At 66.8% G+C, this 17,282-nt stretch carries 20 protein-coding genes; 9 read left to right on the top strand and 11 right to left on the bottom strand.

Going from position 1 to position 17,282, the window contains the following annotated elements:
• Window positions 1-116 precede the first annotated feature (116 nt).
• On the top strand, window positions 117-2,165 hold the full coding sequence (gene recG / locus EAH84_RS03235; RefSeq protein WP_140867613.1) for an ATP-dependent DNA helicase RecG: 2,049 nt from the start codon (window positions 117-119) through the stop codon (window positions 2,163-2,165).
• Here recG and EAH84_RS03230 read toward each other — a convergent pair.
• From EAH84_RS03230 to serS, 4 genes are all read right to left on the bottom strand, one after another.
• Window positions 2,162-2,476 carry a PilZ domain-containing protein gene (locus EAH84_RS03230; RefSeq protein WP_241656435.1) on the bottom strand — a complete coding sequence of 105 codons (315 nt, stop codon included), beginning with the start codon at window positions 2,474-2,476 and terminating at the stop codon, window positions 2,162-2,164. The two genes, recG and EAH84_RS03230, sit on opposite strands and share 4 nt — an antisense overlap.
• Before the next feature lie 79 nt (window positions 2,477-2,555).
• On the bottom strand, window positions 2,556-3,782 hold the full coding sequence (gene tyrS, locus EAH84_RS03225) for a tyrosine--tRNA ligase (protein ID WP_140867610.1): 1,227 nt from the start codon (window positions 3,780-3,782) through the stop codon (window positions 2,556-2,558).
• 108 nt (window positions 3,783-3,890) lie between these two features.
• Window positions 3,891-4,985, bottom strand: a complete 1,095-nt coding sequence (locus EAH84_RS03220) for a M23 family metallopeptidase (protein WP_140867608.1) — start codon at window positions 4,983-4,985, stop codon at window positions 3,891-3,893.
• Complete coding sequence (serS, locus tag EAH84_RS03215; RefSeq protein WP_140867606.1) at window positions 4,982-6,277, bottom strand: serine--tRNA ligase; 1,296 nt, start codon at window positions 6,275-6,277, stop codon at window positions 4,982-4,984. The genes EAH84_RS03220 and serS overlap by 4 nt, the downstream gene beginning before the upstream one ends.
• Window positions 6,278-6,368: 91 nt before the next feature.
• Between serS and EAH84_RS03210 the strand changes: the two genes are divergently transcribed.
• Window positions 6,369-6,809, top strand: coding sequence for a host attachment family protein (locus EAH84_RS03210; protein ID WP_140867603.1), 441 nt, complete (start codon window positions 6,369-6,371; stop codon window positions 6,807-6,809).
• A gap of 89 nt (window positions 6,810-6,898) precedes the next feature.
• On the opposite strand, the gene EAH84_RS03205 is transcribed toward EAH84_RS03210, so the two are convergent.
• Window positions 6,899-7,759: a hypothetical protein gene (locus EAH84_RS03205; RefSeq protein ID WP_241656434.1), complete on the bottom strand. Its 861-nt coding sequence runs from the start codon at window positions 7,757-7,759 to the stop codon at window positions 6,899-6,901.
• A gap of 530 nt (window positions 7,760-8,289) precedes the next feature.
• Between EAH84_RS03205 and dksA the strand changes: the two genes are divergently transcribed.
• Together dksA and EAH84_RS03195 are read left to right on the top strand one after the other, a co-directional pair.
• Window positions 8,290-8,655 carry an RNA polymerase-binding protein DksA gene (gene dksA, locus EAH84_RS03200; protein ID WP_241656465.1) on the top strand — a complete coding sequence of 122 codons (366 nt, stop codon included), beginning with the start codon at window positions 8,290-8,292 and terminating at the stop codon, window positions 8,653-8,655.
• A 69-nt stretch (window positions 8,656-8,724) separates the two neighbouring features.
• Complete coding sequence (locus EAH84_RS03195; RefSeq protein ID WP_140867600.1) at window positions 8,725-9,096, top strand: PilZ domain-containing protein; 372 nt, start codon at window positions 8,725-8,727, stop codon at window positions 9,094-9,096.
• A 58-nt stretch (window positions 9,097-9,154) separates the two neighbouring features.
• Here the strand turns inward: EAH84_RS03195 and EAH84_RS03190 are convergent, their stop codons facing one another.
• Window positions 9,155-9,310, bottom strand: coding sequence for a YdcH family protein (locus EAH84_RS03190; RefSeq protein ID WP_140867597.1), 156 nt, complete (start codon window positions 9,308-9,310; stop codon window positions 9,155-9,157).
• A gap of 173 nt (window positions 9,311-9,483) precedes the next feature.
• Here EAH84_RS03190 and EAH84_RS03185 point away from each other — a divergent pair, with 173 nt between their 5' ends.
• Both EAH84_RS03185 and EAH84_RS03180 read left to right on the top strand, forming a co-directional pair.
• On the top strand, window positions 9,484-9,681 hold the full coding sequence (locus tag EAH84_RS03185) for a YdcH family protein (protein ID WP_140867594.1): 198 nt from the start codon (window positions 9,484-9,486) through the stop codon (window positions 9,679-9,681).
• Between the two features lie 82 nt (window positions 9,682-9,763).
• Window positions 9,764-10,222 carry a DUF1465 family protein gene (locus EAH84_RS03180; RefSeq protein WP_140867591.1) on the top strand — a complete coding sequence of 153 codons (459 nt, stop codon included), beginning with the start codon at window positions 9,764-9,766 and terminating at the stop codon, window positions 10,220-10,222.
• A gap of 114 nt (window positions 10,223-10,336) precedes the next feature.
• On the opposite strand, the gene EAH84_RS03175 is transcribed toward EAH84_RS03180, so the two are convergent.
• Window positions 10,337-11,323: a radical SAM protein gene (locus EAH84_RS03175; RefSeq protein ID WP_241656433.1), complete on the bottom strand. Its 987-nt coding sequence runs from the start codon at window positions 11,321-11,323 to the stop codon at window positions 10,337-10,339.
• On the bottom strand, window positions 11,320-12,735 hold the full coding sequence (locus EAH84_RS03170) for a dihydrolipoyl dehydrogenase family protein (protein WP_140867585.1): 1,416 nt from the start codon (window positions 12,733-12,735) through the stop codon (window positions 11,320-11,322). Before EAH84_RS03170 ends, EAH84_RS03175 begins: the two co-directional genes overlap by 4 nt.
• Window positions 12,736-12,783: 48 nt before the next feature.
• Between EAH84_RS03170 and EAH84_RS03165 the strand changes: the two genes are divergently transcribed.
• On the top strand, window positions 12,784-13,863 hold the full coding sequence (locus tag EAH84_RS03165; protein WP_140867582.1) for an SDR family oxidoreductase: 1,080 nt from the start codon (window positions 12,784-12,786) through the stop codon (window positions 13,861-13,863).
• On the opposite strand, the gene EAH84_RS03160 is transcribed toward EAH84_RS03165, so the two are convergent.
• A complete protein-coding gene (locus EAH84_RS03160; RefSeq protein WP_206663928.1) occupies window positions 13,752-14,570 on the bottom strand; it encodes a sterol desaturase family protein in 819 nt (272 codons plus the stop codon). The two genes, EAH84_RS03165 and EAH84_RS03160, sit on opposite strands and share 112 nt — an antisense overlap.
• Window positions 14,571-14,625: 55 nt before the next feature.
• Between EAH84_RS03160 and EAH84_RS03155 the strand changes: the two genes are divergently transcribed.
• Window positions 14,626-15,237, top strand: a complete 612-nt coding sequence (locus tag EAH84_RS03155; protein WP_241656432.1) for a TIGR04282 family arsenosugar biosynthesis glycosyltransferase — start codon at window positions 14,626-14,628, stop codon at window positions 15,235-15,237.
• The gene (locus EAH84_RS03150) at window positions 15,234-15,965 is read left to right on the top strand and encodes a glycosyltransferase (protein ID WP_140867579.1); all 732 of its coding nucleotides are present in this window, start codon (window positions 15,234-15,236) and stop codon (window positions 15,963-15,965) included. Before EAH84_RS03155 ends, EAH84_RS03150 begins: the two co-directional genes overlap by 4 nt.
• Window positions 15,966-16,061: 96 nt before the next feature.
• Here the strand turns inward: EAH84_RS03150 and EAH84_RS03145 are convergent, their stop codons facing one another.
• Window positions 16,062-16,379 (bottom strand): hypothetical protein, encoded by a 318-nt coding sequence (locus tag EAH84_RS03145; protein ID WP_140867576.1) that lies wholly within the window; start codon window positions 16,377-16,379, stop codon window positions 16,062-16,064.
• A 73-nt stretch (window positions 16,380-16,452) separates the two neighbouring features.
• Window positions 16,453-17,241 carry a Rieske (2Fe-2S) protein gene (locus EAH84_RS03140; protein WP_161978319.1) on the bottom strand — a complete coding sequence of 263 codons (789 nt, stop codon included), beginning with the start codon at window positions 17,239-17,241 and terminating at the stop codon, window positions 16,453-16,455.
• Between the last annotated feature and the right edge of the window lie 41 nt (window positions 17,242-17,282).

Genomic DNA, 17,282 nt, shown 5'->3' with positions numbered 1-17,282 from the left:
GGCCCAGGAACAGGCTTGCCAGCAACAAACCGTTCGTTCTGAGCTTGTCGAAGAACGTGACCGGTCGCACGGGCTTCGACAGGCTCAGAACGAATGGATAGAGGGGGTAGATAGTCATGCGGCCCGATATCCTCAATCCACTGTTTGCCGAGGTCACCGCACTGAAGGGCGTCGGCCCTGCCCTCGCCAAGCCGCTCGACCGGCTCGGGCTTGAGCGGGTCGTCGATGTCGCCTTCCATTTGCCGACCGGGTGGATCGACCGCGTGCCGCGCGACGAGCTGATGGCGAGCGATGCGGGGCGGACGATCGCGATCACGCTGACTCCGCGCGATTATCGCACCAGTAGCGGACGCGGGCCGACGCGGGTCAACGCGATCGACACGCTCGGCAACTATGTCAGCCTCACCTATTTCGGCGGGTCGTCGGGGTGGGTGAAGAAGCTGCTGCCGTTGGGCGAGCCCAAGCGCGTGTCGGGCAAGCTCGAACAATATGGCCAGGAACTCCAGATCATCCACCCCGAACTCGGCGAGCCCGGCGAGGAATTCCGCGCGCGCGAATCGATCTATCCGCTGTCCGAAGGGATCACCTCGCGGCGGCTGGGCGGATTCGTCGACCAGGCGATCGAACGTGCGCCCGAGTTGCCCGAATGGATCGAACCTGGCCTCAAGGCGCAGCGCGAATGGCCCGGCTGGCGCGAGGCGCTGGTGCGCGTCCACGCCGACCCCGCCGACGCCAAGGCGCGCGAGCGGCTCGCCTATGACGAGGTGTTCGCCAACCAGCTCGCGATGACCTTGGTCCGCGCCGACACGCGCAAGCGGCGGGGCAGGGCGCTTGCGGGCGACGGGGCGCTGCGCGCGATGCTCGACCTGCCCTACACGCCAACGGGCGCGCAATCGCGGACGGTGCGCGAGATCGAGGGCGATCTGGCGCATACCGCGCCGATGCTCCGGCTGCTCCAGGGCGACGTCGGATCGGGCAAGACATTGGTCGCGACGATGGCGCTGCTGATCGCGGTCGAGGCGGGCGCGCAGGGGGCGATGCTCGCCCCCACCGAAATCCTCGCGCGCCAGCATTACGAGACGCTCCGCAAGACGCTGGGCGGGCTGCCGGTCACGGTCGCGGTGCTCACCGGTCGTGACAAGGGCCGCGCGAGAGAAGCGACTTTGATGGGGCTCGCGTCGGGCGAGATCGACATTCTCGTCGGCACCCACGCGATCTTCCAGGAAGCGGTGCGCTACAAGGATTTGGCGCTGGTCGTGGTCGACGAACAGCATCGCTTCGGGGTCGCGCAGCGGATGCTGCTACAGGAGAAGGGCCGCAGCCCGCATCTTCTCGCGATGACCGCGACGCCGATCCCGCGCACGCTGACGCTCGCGCAATATGGCGAGATGGATGTCAGTCGCCTCGACGAAATGCCGCCGGGGCGCCAGCCGATCGAGACGCGGGTAATCGCCGAAGAGCGCCTCGACGATGTCGTCAACGCGCTCGGGCGGCATCTGGCGGACGGCGGCCAGGCCTATTGGGTATGCCCGCTGGTCGAGGAGAGCGAGAAATCCGATCTAGCCGCTGCCGAGGAACGCGCCGCAACGCTGAGTGCGCGGTTCGGGGATCGCGTCGGGCTGATCCACGGGCGGATGAAGCCGACCGAAAAGGATGCGGTGATGGCGGCGTTCGCGGGCGCGCGTACCGGGGTGCTCGTCGCGACCACCGTCATCGAGGTCGGGGTCGATGTTCCCAACGCGACGCTGATCGTCATCGAACATGCCGATCGCTTCGGTCTCGCGCAATTGCATCAGCTGCGCGGGCGGGTCGGGCGCGGCGGGGGCCAGTCGAACTGCCTGCTCATCCGCGGCAACGCGCTCAGCGAAACCTCGCGCGCGCGGCTCGCGTTGATGCGCGAAACCAACGACGGTTTTCGGATCGCGGAGGAGGATCTGCGGCTGCGCGGCGCGGGCGAATTGCTCGGCACACGCCAGTCTGGCGAGGCGGCGTTCCGGATCGCGACGCCAGACATGCTCGCCGACCTGCTGCAATGCGCGCAGGACGACGCGCGGTTGCTGATCGACCGCGACGGCGGGCTGGAGGGCGCGCGGGGCCAGGCCGCGCGGATCGCGCTGTACCTGTTCGATCGCGATGCGGGGGTCGCGCTGCTCCGCTCGGGTTAAGCGCGCATCGCCGCTAGCACCGCATAATATTGCGCCGCGGCGATCGGGCGATCGAGCTGGCACCCGATCCGCCCGCCCAGCGCCCAGCGAATCGCGGCATCGACATCACCGACGACCGGCAGTGCGACCTTGATCCATTCGCCCGCCGATATCGGCGCGTCGCTGCGGATCATCAATCCGTGCGGCGATAGGTTGACGACGACGATCGGAACCGAACGCCGGTCGGGCAGGATCGCGCGACTACGATGGAATACCTCGTCGCGCGGTTCGCCCCGGTCGTCCTTCGCGGTGATGATCGGTTCGCTGGCCACGCGTCACTCCAGTTACGACCCGCCTGCGGCCCACCGTTGCAATCGGTCTAGCAGCGCGAGTGTTCACAGAAGCTTACCGTTATCGAGCGACCAGCAGCCCGTGATGTTTCTTGCCCGCCGATACGCGCACGGGTGCGGCAGTGACCCGGATATCGAGCGCCGCGTCGGTGACCTTTTCGCCATCGACCCGCGCGCCGCCCCCCGCGATCAGCCGCCGCGCCTCGCCCTTCGACACCGCAAAGCCGAGCGCGACCAGCGCGTCGACGATCGCCATGCTGCCACCGGTTACCGTCACGCTCGGCAGTGCGTCGCCGCCCGCGCCCTCGGCAAAGGTCTTGCGCGCGGTGTCGGCGGCCTGATCCGCGGCATCGCGCCCGCGGCACAGCGCGGTCGCCTCGGTCGCGAGAATGATCTTGGCGGCGTTGATCTCGGCGCCCTGCAGCGCCTCCAGCCACGCGATCTCGTTGAGCGGCAGGTCGGTGAACAACCGCAGGAAGCGGCCCACGTCGCGGTCGTCGGTGTTGCGCCAGAATTGCCAGTAATCGAAATGCGGCAACTGATCCTCGTGGAGCCACACTGCCCCCGCCATCGTCTTGCCCATCTTGCCACCGTCGGCGGTCGTGATCAGCGGGGTGGTGACTCCGAACACCTCGGTCCCGTCCATCCGCCGTGCAAGCTCGATGCCGTTGACGATATTCCCCCACTGGTCGCTGCCGCCCATCTGCAGCCGGCAACCGGCGCGCTGCGACAGTTCGCGGAAGTCGTACGCCTGGAGGATCATGTAGTTGAACTCGAGGAACGACAGCGATTGTTCGCGATCGAGCCGCAGCTTGACGCTGTCGAAGCTTAACATCCGGTTGACGCTGAAATGCTGCCCCACCTCGCGCAGGAACGGGATATATTCGAGGGTATCGAGCCAGTCGGCATTGTCGAGCATGACCGCGTCGGTCGGCCCGTCACCGAAGGTCAGGAAGCGTTCGAAGATCCGCCGGATCGACGCGACGTTGGTTTCGAGCCGGTCCTCCGTCAGCAACTGGCGCGATTCCTCCTTGAACGACGGATCGCCGATCTTGCCGGTGCCGCCGCCCATCAGGACGATCGGCTTGTGCCCGGTCTGCTGGAGCCGCCGCAGCAGCATGATCTGGACGAGGCTGCCGACATGCAATGACGGTGCGGTCGGATCGAAACCGATATAACCGGGAACGACACTCTTGGCCGCCAGCGCATCGAGCGCCGTCGCGTCAGTCAGCTGATGGATGTATCCGCGGGTGTCGAGCGTGGTGAGCAGGTCGGATGCGTAGGTCATGTCTTCTTCCTCTCCCCTCCCGCTTGGGGGAGGGGCTGGGGGAGGGCGTGTGGAACTCGGGGGCGGACATGCCCTCCTCCGACCCCTCCCGCAAGCGGGAGTGGAGAATTACGTCCCCGGCAATTCCGTCGTCGGGTCGACCGGGGTGCGCCCCTTGCGCAGCTCGAAATGCACTTCGGGCTGGTCCGCGAAGCCGGTGTCGCCCGACAGCGCGATGGTCTGGCCACGTTTCACCTTCTGCCCGCGCTGGACGAGCAGTTTGGACGCGTGGCCATAGACGCTGGTCCAGCCCGATCCGTGCTTGACGATCACCAGCCCGCCCAGCGCCGCGATGCCGTCGCCGACATAGGCGACGACGCCGTCCGCGGTTGCGTGGATCGGGGTCGATACCGGCACCGCGATCTGGATGCCGTCGTTGCGTTCGCCGCTCTTGCCGGGGCCGAAGCGTTTGACGATCCGGCCGTCGACCGGCCACGCGAACCCGCCGCTGCTGATCCGTGCGGGGGCTTCCACCACCGCGGTCGGCGGCAGTACCCGCTTGGCGGTCGCAACCGCCTTGACCGGGGCCTGATTGGGCGCAGGCGCGGGCTCGCCGCCGGTCAGGATGTCGTCGATGTCGAGATTGAACGCCGATGCGCGCTCGGCGAGCGAGGGCGGGGCGGTGTCGCTGCCGGGGATCAGGATCCGCTGCCCCGCGCGCAGGACATAGGGTTCGGCAAGGTCGTTGGCGGCGACGATCCGCGACCATTCGACGCCATAGGCACGCGCGATCGCAATGCCGCTCTGGCCGGGTTTGACCAGATGATAGCGCCCGCCCGGGATCGTCAGCCGCTGGCCGACCCGGATCACATAGGGCGGTGCCAGCCTGTTGACCCGCGCAATCGCGTCGACCCCCGCGCTGGTGCGTTCGGCGATGCCGCGGAGCGTGTCGCCGGGGACGGCCTCATAGGACGAAGCGGTGACGGAGGCCGCATCGGGCGCGACCGGGCGGGCTTCCCAGGCGGGTCGCGGGGCGGGCAGCGCCTGGACCGGCCCTTGGAGACCAGGGCGCTCGTACGCCTCGGGCGCGGGGCGCTGGCCCGCATCGGAGCGGGGCGGCGGCGGATAGTCCTGGTGCCCGCCGACGCTTGGGATGCACGCCGACAGCGCCAGCGCGAGCGGGGCGGCGGCTGCCAGCGCTGGCCATGCGCCCGTGCGTTTCATCCCTGCGGCGCGATCGTCTCGACGCCCCCCATATAGGGACGCAGCACCGCTGGCACGACGACCGATCCATCCGCCTGCTGGTAATTCTCGATCACCGCGACCAGCGTGCGGCCTACCGCAAGGCCGGAGCCATTGAGCGTGTGGACGAACCGCGTCGCCTTCTCTGCCCCCCTCGATTCTTTGGCGGGCCGATAGCGCGCGTTCATCCGTCGCGCCTGGAAATCGGTGCAGGTCGAACAGCTCGATATCTCGCGATATCGCGCCTGGCCGGGCAACCAGACTTCGAGGTCATAGGTTTTCGCCGCGGTGAACCCCATGTCGCCCGCGCAGAGCAGCATCCGGCGATAGGGCAGTTCAAGCGCTTCGAGCGCACCCTCGGCGCAGCGGGTCATCCGCTCATGCTCGTCCTCGGAGGCGTCCGGGGTTACAATCGACACCATCTCGACCTTCTCGAACTGGTGCTGGCGGATATAGCCGCGCGTGTCGCGCCCCGCCGATCCCGCTTCCGACCGGAAACATTGCGTAAGCGCGGCGAAGCGCAACGGCAGTTCTGCGTCGCTCAGTATCTTCTCGCGGACGATATTGGTCAGCGGCACCTCGCCCGTCGGGATCAGCCAGCGATCGTCGGTGGTCCGGAACGAATCCTCGGCGAATTTGGGGAGTTGCCCGGTCCCGACCATCGCCTCGCCGCGCACCAGCACGGGCGGGGCGACCTCCTCATACCCTTGATCGTTGACCAGCCGATCGAGCATGAACTGGCCGATCGCGCGCTGGAGCCGCGCCGCGCCGCCGCGCACCAGCGTGAAGCGCGCCCCCGCGATCGCGACCCCGGTCTCAAAATCGAGCCCCAGCGCGGGGCCGATCGCATCATGCTCGCGCGCCTCGAACGCAAAGCTATGCGGTGCGCCCCATTGCGTGACCATGACGTTGTCGCCTTCGTCCGCCCCGGCCGGCACATCGTCGGCGGGCAGGTTCGGAACCGTTGCGGCGAGCGCATCGATCGCAGCGAGTGCCTGCGCCTCGGCGGCGTCGAGGCCCGGCATTGCGTCCTTGAGCGCCGCCACCTCGGCCATCAACGCGGTCGCGCGCGCCTCGTCTTTCGCGGCCTTGGCCTGGCCGATCGTCTTCGACAGATCGTTGCGCTTCGCCTGCGCCTCCTGCGCGGCGCCGATCGCGGCACGCCGCGTCTCGTCGAGCGCGATCAGCGTGTCGGCCTGCGGTGCCACCCCGCGCTTGGCGAGGGCGGCGTCGAAGGCGGTGGGATCGTCCCTGATGGCGCGGATGTCGTGCATGCGTCGGCTATGCCGGTGGCGGGGGCGGTTCGCAACCCGCAGGGCAGGCGAGGCGTTGATGCTTGGATATCCACCGTCAGGAGAGCCATTCATGCAGATACCCCACCAGTCCGTCGTCCTCGTCGCCGATGGGCGCAAGCTGCTGTTCCTGCGCAACGCGGGCGACGCGGAACATCCCAATCTGGTCGTCGAACATGCCAAGGAGCAGGACAATCCCTCGACCGGCGACCAGACGACGCACCGCAGCGGACAGGCATCGTCGCCGCGCGGCGGGGTTCAGAGCTCGGTCGAACCGACCGATTTCCACCAGATCGAGGAGGATCGCTTCGCCGCCGATGCCGCCGACATGCTCAAGCGCCGCGCGTTCGACAACGACTATGAATCGCTGATCATCGTCGCGCCGCCGCGCACGCTCGGCGAACTGCGCAAACATTATCACAAGGAGGTCAGCGACCGGCTGACCGGCGAACTCGACAAGGATCTGACCGGGCACCCGATCGACGAGATCGAAAAGCTGATCCAGAACGCCTGACCCGCGCGATAGCGCTCGGCGACACGAAAAAGGGGCTCGTACCGGGTTGGTACGAGCCCCTTTTCATATTCGCATCGGACGGTGTCGCGTCAGGCGGTCGCCGCCTTGGTCGCGGCGCGCTTGCGCGCCACCAGTGCCGCCGCCGCGGCGCCGAACAACAGGATCATCGGCGGTGCGGGCACCGGCGCGGGCGCGCCGCCCGACGATCCGCTGCTGCTGCCCGACGAGCTGCTCGACGACGACGAGGACGACGAACTCGAACTGCTGCCGCTCGACGACCCGCTGCTGCCGTTCGAGCTGAAGCCGCCGCTCGAGGTGGACGCGCCGCTGCTGGTCGACGACGAACTGGTCGATCCGCCGGTGCTGCCGAAGCCGGGCGTACCCGTGTCGCCGCCGTTCTGGTTCTGGTTTTCGTTCTGATTCTGGTTCTGGTTTTGATTCTGGTTTTGATTCTGGTTCTGGTTTTGATTCTGCTGGTTCGAATTGTTGTTGGTGTTCGTGTTGTTGACGTCGACATTGGCGCCGCTCGAGGTCGAGGAGATCACGATGCTCCCGCTCGATCCGCCCGAACTGCCGCCACCGAAGAACCCGCCACCGAAGAAGCCGCCGCCGCCGCCGAAGCCGCCGCCGGTCACGACCGGCACCGCACCACCCCCGCCAACGAAGCCGGTTTCGACCAGCGCGGGAGACCGTAGCGGGACCGGGGCCGGGGTGTTCGATACGGTGACGACCGATGGCGCACACGCCGCGGTCACGGTCCGTGTCACGACGCGCCGACCCCGGTGCACGCCCTTCGACGCCACCCGGATGCGCTGCGCGTGCTTGACGAGCTTAGTGTGCCCATAGGCGGCGCCCGCCGGGCGTTCCGCCACGTGCACGGCACCGCCGCCGATGATCGCGCCACCGCAAGCGCAAGCGCATAATTTGGCCATGGCCATCCGGACCGACATATCGTCACTCTTTCGTTGTTGACGCTCGAAGCGCCAAGTCCTGGGTTGTTGCGGCGCGTGTCCGCTATCCGACAAAGTGCCAAACAAAGGATTAAGCGCAACGCCGTTAACCAGGATAGTGAAGTTACGCGCCGGTTTGCACCGCGTCTGCACCGCAATAGTAACGTTAATGTACCAGCGCGGGACAGGATTTGGGCCGGAACGTTAACCTGCGGTGCCGCCAGGGTCCGCGCGCAACCTGATGCTACAATGTCGCAAACGACATAAAATGTCGCCCGACCGATCGAGTCGACGCCAGCAGTCGCTTGTCGTCCCGGTTCCGCGCGATTATAGGCCCGCTCACCATTTGGGGGCGGATCAACGCGGTGCGGCGGTTCGGAGGGAGAGTGGTGATGGCAACTGTAATGAAATGCGTACCCGATCAAAGTCAGGATGTGCTTGCGGCCAACGATGCCGACACCAGCGGGTCGATCGGTGGCCCGCCGGTGGGACAAACCGATGGCTATCGGCCATCGACCGACGAACCGTTCATGAACCTGCGACAGCAGGCGTATTTTCGCGACAAGCTGATGCGCTGGAAGGACGCGATCCTGGTCGACGCGGCGGACACGCTGTCGCATCTCCAGGTCGATTCGCAGCGCGAGGCGGATGCCACCGACCGCGCCTCGAGCGAAACCGACTGGTCGATCGAACTGCGCACCCGCGATCGCCAGCGCAAGCTGGTCGCCAAGATCGACGCGGCGCTGCGCCGGATCGACGAGGGCGAATACGGCTATTGCGAGGTGACCGGCGAACCGATCAGCCTTGGCCGACTCGAAGCACGGCCGATCGCGACGATGTCGCTGGAGGCGCAGGAACGCCATGAGCGCCACGAAAAGGTGTCGCGCGAAGAGTGATCTTAAATCTTTATCTACCCATCGGCGCTATGCGGGGGATCGCCACTCCTCTTTCATGAGCGTCGACGCATGGATCGTTCCACCATCGATTATCTGACCGTCGGCGACGGTGCGGAAGGATCGATCAAGCGCGGTCGAACGCGCGACAGCCTGTATCTCAAGGCGACGCTGCAGTTCGCCAACGAACCCAAATCGCGTGAGATTCGCGTGCGAAACCTGTCAGAGGGTGGGATGATGGCCGAATTCGACCGCGTCGTGCCGTCGGGGACGCCGGTGATCGTCGATGTCCGCGGTGTGGGTGAGGTTCCCGGCCGGGTGGCGTGGTGCGCCGAAGGGCGCGCGGGGATATCGTTCGACGCACCGGTCGATCCGAAGCGCGCGCGCAAACGCGTCGGGACCGGCACGACGACGCCGGACTACGCGAAGCCCTCGGTTCGCTGACCGCCGATCGACGCACGACACCAGCGACCCCGCCATCTGGCGGGGCCGACGATGGATGTCAGAGGTGCGCGATCTCTTCCTTGATCTTCAATTTATGTTTCTTCAGGTCCGCCAGGCGGATCGCATCGGGCAGCGGACGATGCGTTTCGTCCGCGATACGCTTGTCCAGCGTCGCGTGCTTGGTTTCCAGCGCCATCTGATGCGTCGTCTGCATAGTGGGATACCTCCTGGTGCATGCGGTTAGGGGAATTGAGTAAACCATCTCGGCGCGAAAAAGTCGCCAGGAATTCGACGCGACGCGATTAACCGAGCGACCCGATGCGATGGTTGGTGTCCGATCGACATGTTGCTAGGGCTCGGCGCGCGACAGGCGCGATGGGGGTGGCGATGGACGAACAGCAACTCATCGGTCGGCTCGCACAATTGCGGACCGAACACCGCGATCTCGATGCCGCGATCGACGCGCTCGCATTCGCGGGTCAGCCCGACCAGCTCCAGCTCGCGCGGCTCAAGAAACGCAAGCTGCGCCTCAAGGACGAGATCGCGGTGGTCGAGGATCAGCTGATCCCCGACATCATCGCGTAACTGGTCCGGATCGGTACACGCTTGGGTCTGATCGGCGACGCTGACGGCTGGCGAGGGGGGCCGTGCTGTGCCACCAAGCGGCATGGACCGGCCACCGCCTGATTCGCGGATCCAGCGCAAGCTGATCGATTCGCTCTACACCGAAGCGATGTTGCTGGCGGACGAGGCGCGGAGCTATTTCGACGAAGCGGGACGCGCCGAGCGCGAGGCGCTCGATCCGCTGGTGCGGGTCGGCTTCAGCTGCGAATCGCTCAAGGTCACGACGCGGTTGATGCACGTCATCGCCTGGCTTTTGACTCAACGCGCGGTCGATGCGGGCGAGATGCGCGCGCGCGACGCGCTCGATCCGTCGCGCCGCCTGGGCGACGCGCCGGTGTTCGATGCCGATCTCGTCGGCGCGCTCCCGCCGCGCGCACGCGCGCTGATCGCGGCGAGCGCCGATCTCCACCGCCGCGTCGGCCTGCTCGACCGGGCGCAAGGCGTGGCGCAGGCGCCGAGCCCGGTCCACGGGCTCCAGGATCGCCTGGCGCTGGCATTCTAGCGTCGTTTTCACCGAGGCTGAATTATTTCCGTTCACGCTGAGCGTGCAGCCGGACCTTACTGTGCGGACACTGGCGAGCGAGTTGCCGGGACGCGGCATTTCGCTATCGAGCCACTAGCCCGAGCAGCTCGCGCCACCGAGAACGCAAAACCGGGCGCAGTGCGGGTGATTGAGGGCTACCAGACGACCAGTCGCATGGCTGAGCGTGTTACCGAGATCGAAGCCGGGATCGTGAGGAATCAAGGTGCAGGCGACCACCCGTGCGCGATCCTCACCGCGGCGGTGGACGACCATGCGGCTGGTCGCGCACATGATGTCGGCGGGCGATTTGCCGAGAATACTCCAGCAGGCGGTGGTGATCTCCGGCACGTCGGCCGCGGCGTCCATTTCGGGAAACAGCACTAGCCGCGAGGGGTCCCGCGCCTCGATCGCGATCCCTTGGGCAGCGAACAGTGCGGCATAGCCGGCGCGCGCCGCGTAATCTGCCTCGGCGGCGAGATGACGACCGGCTATCGCGATCGAGAAACCATTGGCGGACAGCCAGCGAAGCCCGTCCAGCGCCGGTCGCCAACTGCGCGCGCCGCGTTCGGCCTCGTGGATCTCCTGGTCATAGTGATCGAGGCTGACGCGCAGTGTCAGCCGATCGCCGTAACGCTCGCGCAGGTCCAGTAGCGCGGCCTCGTGACGCCGCATCGGCCGCATCGCGTTCGTCAGCATCAGCACCGCATGGCCGCGAGCGAGCGATCGATCGAGCATCGCCACGATCTCGGGGTTCATGAACGGCTCGCCGCCGGTAAAGCCGATCTCGCGGGTCGCCAAACCATCGTCGGCGATCTCGTCGAGGAAGCGTGTCACCTCGTCGGCAGTCAGATAGATCAGCGCGTCGTTGGTCGGCGAACTCTCGATATAGCAGGTCGCGCAGGCCAGATTGCACAAGGTGCCGGTGTTGAACCACAGGGTGTCGAGCGCGATCAGCGGAACCTGCGCACGTGGCTCCCCCGCCGCGGTCACCGCTGGATCGGTGAATTTCGCGGGCGGCAGCGCCGGTGCCGCGATGCGGAATGGCGAGGGGCCGGTCGGAATCGTGCGCGCCCGCGTCATGCTCTCCACCGCCGGGTTCGCGCGACGATCCCCGCCCAGCGTTTCGGCCATGGCCCGAAGACTGCCGGGGCATAGGCGCGAAAGGCCGCGGCCTTGGCGATTTCGGATAGGGAAGGATAGGCGACGATGGCCGAGCCGAGCGCGAAGGCGGTCGCCTTGCCGGTAATGATTTGCGTCCAGGGGAGCAGCAGGTCGCCGGCATGCGCGCCGACGATCGTGACGCCGACGACCCTGCGGCGATGCCGGATGAGCTTTAGAAACCCACGGGTGTCGCCTTCGGTCACCGCGCGGTCATTATCGGCGAACGTATCGCGCGTCACATCGACCTCACCATATTTCTCGCGTGCAGCGGCCTCGGTCAGCCCGATCTGCGCGAGTTCGGGATCGGTGTACAGGACGTGGGGCAATGCCCGCCAATCGACCTTGCCGGGCAAACCAAGCGCGATGTTGAGCGCGACCAGCGAGCCCTCATAGCCCGCGACATGGGTGAGCCGCGGTCCCGCGCGGCAATCGCCGATCGCATAGATGCGCTTGTTGGCGGAGCGCCGCTGCGCATCGACGACGATGCCGTCATCGCCTGCTTCCACTCCGGCAGAGGCCAGATCGAGGTCCGCGATATTGGCGCGCCGTCCGGTCGCGACCAGCAAATGACTGCCCGTGATCGCGCGTCCATCGGCGAGGGTGACCGTGATCTTGCCGTCCTGTCCGACGATGCGCGTCGCCTGGTGTCCGGTCTCGAACACCACGCCTTCGTCGCGCAACGCGCGGAGCACCACCGCCGCCGCTTCGGCATCGTCGCGCGCAAGCGGTGGATGCGGCGCGATCACGGTCACCGCCGCGCCGAGCCGCCGGAACGCCTGCGCCATTTCGATGCCGACCGCACCTCCGCCGAGGATGACGAGATGATCGGGCAAAACATCGAGCGAAAAGATGGTCTCGTTCGTCAGATAGGGTACGTCCGCCAGCCCCTCGATCGCGGGGACTGCGGGATTCGATCCCGTCGCAATCACGATCCGCGGTGCGGTCAGTCGACGATTGCCGACCCCCAGCGTTCGATCGTCGAGGAAGTGCGCGCGGGTGCGGATAACGTCGATCCCCATCGCCTCGAAACGTTCCTGCGCATCATTCGGCGCGATCGCCGCGATCGCGCCAGCGATATGTGTCCGAACACCGGACCAGGTGACCGTTGGCGATGCGCCGACCCCGAACCGCGCACCGTCCCGCGCGCCGTGCGCGCACGCCGCCGCAGCAAGCAGCGCCTTCGAAGGAACGCATCCCGTATTGAGGCATTCGCCACCCATCGCGCCAGCCTCGACCAGCGCAACCTTCAGCCCGAACATCGCCGCGCCACCCGCGGCGGTCAGTCCGGCCGATCCGGCGCCGATCACAATCAGGTCGAAGCGTTCGCTCATGCAGAAGATACGTTTGCACCAATGCGATCGTTGCACCATGAGCGAAGAATGCGGATTCTCATCACCGGCGCAGCAGGCCTGATCGGGGGTGAGGTCGCCAATCGGCTCAGCGCGCGCGGTCACCGGATCAGCGCGATGGTCCACAGCAATCCCGATGTGCTTGGCAATGATGGGCAGGTGCCGGCGCTACACGCCATCTTGCCCGGCGACGTGACCCAGCCTGGACTGGGGCTATCTGCAGCGACCGTCGGCGATCACGACCTGCTGATCCACTGCGCCGCGACGACGCGGTTCGACCTTGCCGAGGCTGACTATCGCGTGACCAATATCGGCGGTGTCGCCAACGCGCTTGGCGTGGCGAAGGCGGGGGGAATGGCGTTCCTTCACGTCAGCACCGCCTATGTCTGCGGACCACGCGGCGGCACGATCGGCGAGGATGATGCCTTGCCCGCGACGGGTTTCGCCAATGGCTATGAGGCGAGCAAGGCGGCCGGCGAGGCCCTGGTCGCCGCCAGCGGACTACGATGGGCGATCGCGCGGCCGAGCGTGGTGGTCGGCGATTCAGGAACTGGCGCGATCCGTAGCTTCGACACCACCTATGCCGCTTTCAAGCTGATCGCGGAGGGCCGCGTGCGTCACATGGCGGCGACCGCCGATGCGACGATCGATTTCGTGCCGATCGATCACGTCGCGGCGGGCATCGTTGCGCTGGCCGAAACCATGGCGGCGGCGGCGGGCGGGCGCTTTCACCTGGTCTCCGCGCAGCCCGTGCCGGTCACCACCTTTGCCGCCGCGATCGCCAGCTACCCTCAGTTCAACGCGCCGACCCTGACCGCGCCCGAGGCGTTCGATCTGGCCGCGCTGCCAGCGCTCGAACGCCGCCTCTATGCCCGCGTTGCGGGACGATACAGCAGCTATTTCCAGCGCGCCCCGCGCTTTAACGATGCCCGGTTCCAGACGCTGACCGGTCTTGCCTGTCCACCCACCGGGTTCGCGTACCTCAAGCGGCTGATCGATCACTGTATCGCGGTTGGATTCCTGACCGGCGACGCTGACCAGGCGTCATGCTCCGGGCCAAACGGCATCTCTAGCGACGGCAGCACCCGCAGCGCGTTTGGGTCGCGATAGGCGGGGACGCCGATCGAAATTTTGTCCTGCGGCACGTCGAGGCGAAAGGTTCGGTGGAGATGATCCCAGAGCGCAAATCCGCTCGACCAGTTGGAATCGGTCTCGCTGCGCACCGCGCTGTGGTGGATGCCATGCATTCGCGGCGTTGTGACGAAGCGGGCGAGCAGACGTTCGAAGCGTTCGGGCAATCGCAGATTGCTGTGGTGGAACAGGACCGAGATGAAGAACCAGCGCTGCCAGATCGCCAGCGCGCGCGGACTGACGCCGATCACCGCCACCTGCGCCGCGCGCACCGGCGCGGAGATCGCCATGTCGATGCCGTGAAAGCGCAGCGCGGTGGTCGTATCGAGATCGAGATCGATATGATGGACCAGATGGAAGCGCCACAACAACGGCACCTTATGGGTCGCGATGTGCCAGAGGTAGATGGTATAATCCATCAGCAGCACCGCCGCCGCATCGCGCAGCCAGTCGGGGAGCGGCATCATCTGGACCACGCCGCGCCGGTCGCGCTGGGCACGCGCAGCAAGCGGTCGCGTGAGCGGCATTTCGACCAGCGCGACCGTTGCCATGCTGATCGCGCCGAGTGCGAGATTGGCGATGCTGCGCGCCGGTTCGACTTGGGTGGGCCGACGCAGCGGGCGCTTGCGTTCGGCGAAGAACAGCGTCAGCGCGGCTCCAGCGAGCGCCGCGCCGCTTGCGATCATCAGGGTTCGGTCACCACGTGGTCTGGGCATGAAGGCATAACAGTCGACGATAGGCATGGTTGCCCAACCCGGCTATCGACCGGGCATGGACCCGCGCGTCGTCATGTTCACCCGCTATCCCGAACCGGGCAAGGCGAAGACCCGGTTGATCCCCGCGCTCGGCGCCGCGGGTGCAGCGGCGTTGCACCGGAGGCTGACCGAACGGACGATAATGGCAGTCCGCGAGTCGGGGCTGGTGCTGGAAATCCGCGTCACCGGCGCTGCGGTCGCGACATTCGCCGACTGGCTCGGCGTGGCCGATATCGTCGATCAGGGCGAGGGCGATCTCGGCCAACGGTTGGCGCGGGCCGCACCGCCCTATCCGACGATCGTCATCGGTGCCGATGCGCCGGATGTAACGCCTGTGTTGCTACGTAACGCCGCCGACGCGCTCGCGCACGCGCCCGCCGTGATCGGCCCGGCAGAGGATGGCGGCTATTGGCTGCTCGGACTGGCGCGCGTGGTGCCGCAGATATTCGAGGGCATCGCCTGGAGCACCGACGCCGTGTTCCAGCAGACGGTTGCGCGGCTCCATGCCGTCGGGATTGATCCGGTCGTGCTCCCCGAACTGGCCGATTGCGACCGGCCCGAGGATCTGGCGCGGTGGCCGGACCTCATCGCGCCATGACCGACACCGTAGCGGTCGTGATCCCCACGCTCGACGAGGCGACGACCTTGCCACGGCTCGCGCGCCTGATCGCCGCGCTCGATCCGTCGCCTGACGAAATTCTGGTGGTCGATGGCGGCAGTACCGACGGCACCGCCGATATCGCACGCGCGTTCGGGTTTACCGTGATCGAGCATCACGAGCAGAGCCGCGCGTGCCAGATCAATCGCGGGGTCGATGCGGCCGGCAGCACGATCGTCTGCGTCCTCCACGCCGACACCCAACCGCCCGACGACATGATCGCGGTGATTCGCCGGACGCTCGCCGATCCGGGGATCGCGCTGGCGGGGTTCACGCCGTTGCTCAGCGGGCCGGACAAGGTGCGCTGGGCGACATCGTTCCATAACTGGATCAAGACCTGGTACGCGCCATTGCTGCTGCGACCGCATCTGTTCTTCCGCGGCGTCCGGCTGCTGTTCGGCGATCACGCGATGTTCTTTCGCCGCGCCGATTTCCTCGCGGCGGGGGGCTGCGACCCCGGCATGAGCGTGATGGAAGAGGCCGATCTGTGTGTGAAGATGGCGCGCTTCGGCCGCGTTCGCTTGGTCAACCGCATCATCCTGACCTCCGACCGGCGCGTCGCGGCGTGGGGGGAGTGGAAGGCGAACTGGATTTATTTCACGGTCGGAATCCGCTGGGCGGTGGGTCTGCACGCCCGCCTTGGCGAGCGCTATCCGCATATCCGGTAATCACATCCAGTTGCGGATGTCGTGGGTCCGGTAAAGACGGCTGCACGCGCGCCCCGCCGGACCGTTGCACGCGCCGTGATCCTTGCCGAGTGGCGATCAGGGACGTGCGCGTCGGCGGACATCCCGGATCGTGGAAACGGCACCATAAGCGACCAGCACGCCGAGCGCCGCCCATACCCAGACTGGGATGTCGTGTCCGACGACCGCGAGATACAGATAGGCCGAGATGAAGCAGAAACCGGCGCACAGGACGGGAAGGACGATCGATCGACCCGCGCGCAGCCGCGTCACCAACCAGCCGATCGACAACAGGAAGAACGGGATGGCACCGACATAGATCGCGCCGAACACGAATGGATCCACGCCGTAGCGCGCGCCGAGTCCGAAGAACCAGGTCTGGAGGGCGGTCAGCATGACAACTCCGCAAGCCGTCCTTTGCTTGGCTTGGGGGCAACGCAAACCGTCGCGGTGGTGAACGCGGCGCGGTTCAGCACAGCCGCGCGATCACGCGTCCGTCGTCGATCCGGATCGACGGCGCGGCGGCGAGCCGCACCTCGGGATGCGCGGCGCATCGTCCGCTGACGACATCGAACCGATAGCCATGCCAGGGGCATCGAATCGCACCGTCGATGACGGGCGCAGTATCGAGCGGTCCGAGCCAGTGCGGACAGATCGCCGCATGCGCGACGAGATTGCCGTTCAGCCGGACCAGACGAAATATCGCGCCACCCAGCTCGAAAAAGAGCGGGAGCGCCGCCCGGACGAGGTGCTCGTCGCCGAGATCGAGCGGGGGAGCGGTTCGATCAATGCGGTTTGGCCGCGCCAGCATCCGCTCGCGCGCCTGCATCATCGCCTCGTCCTCATCCCACAACCGCGCGTAGGCAGCGGCATAGGCCTCGCCCAACGCGGCGAGCCGACCGGGATTGGCTTCGGGCAGGTGGAATGCGACGAGCACGTCGACCGATCCGGCTCCATGCGGCGTGAGTGTCACGCGGATTTTGCTGCCGGTGCCGACGCCGTCGAGCGTGGTCGAGGTGTATCGTCCCATCGCACGATCCGCGCGCATTTCGATCTCCCGCGCGGTCCCGCCCATCGGGGTCAGCGCCACGCGCCACCCCCACGAACCACGATCGAGCAGCACACAGTCCGCGAAGCTGCCGTCGTGAAGATGCGCCAGATGCTCCCAGTCGAACACATTCTCCCAGATCCGCGCCAGCGATGCGGCGACCCGGCGGCGATATGTTCCGGCGAGGTGAAGCGTGGCGGTGTCGGTCATCCCAAGGCTCCCATGCTCATGCGATACGGTGAACGACATGT

It is taken from the genome of Sphingomonas oligophenolica (assembly GCF_006438955.1).
Lineage (GTDB): Bacteria > Pseudomonadota > Alphaproteobacteria > Sphingomonadales > Sphingomonadaceae > Sphingomonas > Sphingomonas oligophenolica_A.
This window is presented reverse-complemented; position numbering and strand designations above follow the sequence as displayed.

Bases quoted from the DNA above. Each gene is read 5' to 3' on its own strand.
- recG (WP_140867613.1), top strand. From the start codon at position 117: ATGCGGCCCGATATCCTCAATCCACTGTTTGCCGAGGTCACCGCACTG.
- tyrS (WP_140867610.1), bottom strand. From the start codon at position 3,782: ATGACCTACGCATCCGACCTGCTCACCACGCTCGACACCCGCGGATAC.
- EAH84_RS03220 (WP_140867608.1), bottom strand. From the start codon at position 4,985: ATGAAACGCACGGGCGCATGGCCAGCGCTGGCAGCCGCCGCCCCGCTC.
- serS (WP_140867606.1), bottom strand. From the start codon at position 6,277: ATGCACGACATCCGCGCCATCAGGGACGATCCCACCGCCTTCGACGCC.
- EAH84_RS03210 (WP_140867603.1), top strand. From the start codon at position 6,369: ATGCAGATACCCCACCAGTCCGTCGTCCTCGTCGCCGATGGGCGCAAG.
- EAH84_RS03205 (WP_241656434.1), bottom strand. From the start codon at position 7,759: ATGTCGGTCCGGATGGCCATGGCCAAATTATGCGCTTGCGCTTGCGGT.
- dksA (WP_241656465.1), top strand. From the start codon at position 8,290: ATGAACCTGCGACAGCAGGCGTATTTTCGCGACAAGCTGATGCGCTGG.
- EAH84_RS03195 (WP_140867600.1), top strand. From the start codon at position 8,725: ATGGATCGTTCCACCATCGATTATCTGACCGTCGGCGACGGTGCGGAA.
- EAH84_RS03190 (WP_140867597.1), bottom strand. From the start codon at position 9,310: ATGCAGACGACGCATCAGATGGCGCTGGAAACCAAGCACGCGACGCTG.
- EAH84_RS03185 (WP_140867594.1), top strand. From the start codon at position 9,484: ATGGACGAACAGCAACTCATCGGTCGGCTCGCACAATTGCGGACCGAA.
- EAH84_RS03180 (WP_140867591.1), top strand. From the start codon at position 9,764: ATGGACCGGCCACCGCCTGATTCGCGGATCCAGCGCAAGCTGATCGAT.
- EAH84_RS03175 (WP_241656433.1), bottom strand. From the start codon at position 11,323: ATGACGCGGGCGCGCACGATTCCGACCGGCCCCTCGCCATTCCGCATC.
- EAH84_RS03170 (WP_140867585.1), bottom strand. From the start codon at position 12,735: ATGAGCGAACGCTTCGACCTGATTGTGATCGGCGCCGGATCGGCCGGA.
- EAH84_RS03165 (WP_140867582.1), top strand. From the start codon at position 12,784: ATGCGGATTCTCATCACCGGCGCAGCAGGCCTGATCGGGGGTGAGGTC.
- EAH84_RS03160 (WP_206663928.1), bottom strand. From the start codon at position 14,570: ATGATCGCAAGCGGCGCGGCGCTCGCTGGAGCCGCGCTGACGCTGTTC.
- EAH84_RS03155 (WP_241656432.1), top strand. From the start codon at position 14,626: ATGGTTGCCCAACCCGGCTATCGACCGGGCATGGACCCGCGCGTCGTC.
- EAH84_RS03150 (WP_140867579.1), top strand. From the start codon at position 15,234: ATGACCGACACCGTAGCGGTCGTGATCCCCACGCTCGACGAGGCGACG.
- EAH84_RS03145 (WP_140867576.1), bottom strand. From the start codon at position 16,379: ATGCTGACCGCCCTCCAGACCTGGTTCTTCGGACTCGGCGCGCGCTAC.
- EAH84_RS03140 (WP_161978319.1), bottom strand. From the start codon at position 17,241: ATGACCGACACCGCCACGCTTCACCTCGCCGGAACATATCGCCGCCGG.